Origin of the sequence: Vibrio sp. MMG023 (assembly GCF_021654215.1) — a bacterium.
GTDB classification, from domain to species: Bacteria; Pseudomonadota; Gammaproteobacteria; order Enterobacterales; family Vibrionaceae; genus Vibrio; species Vibrio jasicida.
Map to the genome: position 1 here is coordinate 1 of NZ_JAKFZP010000033.1, position 676 is coordinate 676.

The window sequence follows — 676 nt, forward strand, 5'->3', positions numbered from 1 at the left end:
CTACGCCTGGCTTAAGTAGATCAAAACACTTAAAGCTTATTGTTTGCAAAGTTTAAAATAACGTAAAATCAACGCGTTGGGTTTGCAAACTAACAAACTGCTCAAGAGGGATTCGCAACGCGTGGCATTTTTACTATGCGTTGAATTTAGTGATTAAGGTGGTTTGCGGCGGCTTCGGTATTGCGTTGCTCACCCCTTAGCAGGGCGTTATGTGCTTGGAGAACAAATGATAAAACAGCCTCCTTACAAAGTTGAGTTTGGTCAATCAGGAGAAGTCCCTCCGGCGCACGTTGTTGCCATAGATAATACCTCAATAAAGTTAAGCAATAGCAGTCGAGATGGTGATACAGGCGGTCGTATTGATGAGCTTGCTCTCAATGGTGGGATTCAATCAAAGGAAACCAAACAGATGATGCTTGAGCTCAATAAGCAGGGTTTTGTGTTTACTTACGATGATAAAGCTTATATTTCACCTAGCCATTTTATGAAGCAACTTTTATTGAGCGGTGACCTAAGAACATCATTCAAAGAAATCAGTTGGTCAAGTCCAAAGCAATGGTGTCTTACAGAGTATGAATTTGAGCAACGCACATAACAAACTGTTCAAGAGGGATTCGCAACGCGTGGCATTTTTACTATGCGTTGATTTTAGTGTTTAAGGTGGTTTGCGGAGGCT

General features: G+C 41.6%; 1 protein-coding gene. It reads left to right on the plus strand.

All coding sequences use genetic code 11. The features are described 5' to 3' along the window. The first annotated feature begins 211 nt into the window (after positions 1-211). The gene (locus tag L1076_RS26855) at positions 212-595 is read left to right on the plus strand and encodes a hypothetical protein (RefSeq protein ID WP_237304882.1); all 384 of its coding nucleotides are present in this window, start codon (positions 212-214) and stop codon (positions 593-595) included. Positions 596-676 lie beyond the last annotated feature (81 nt).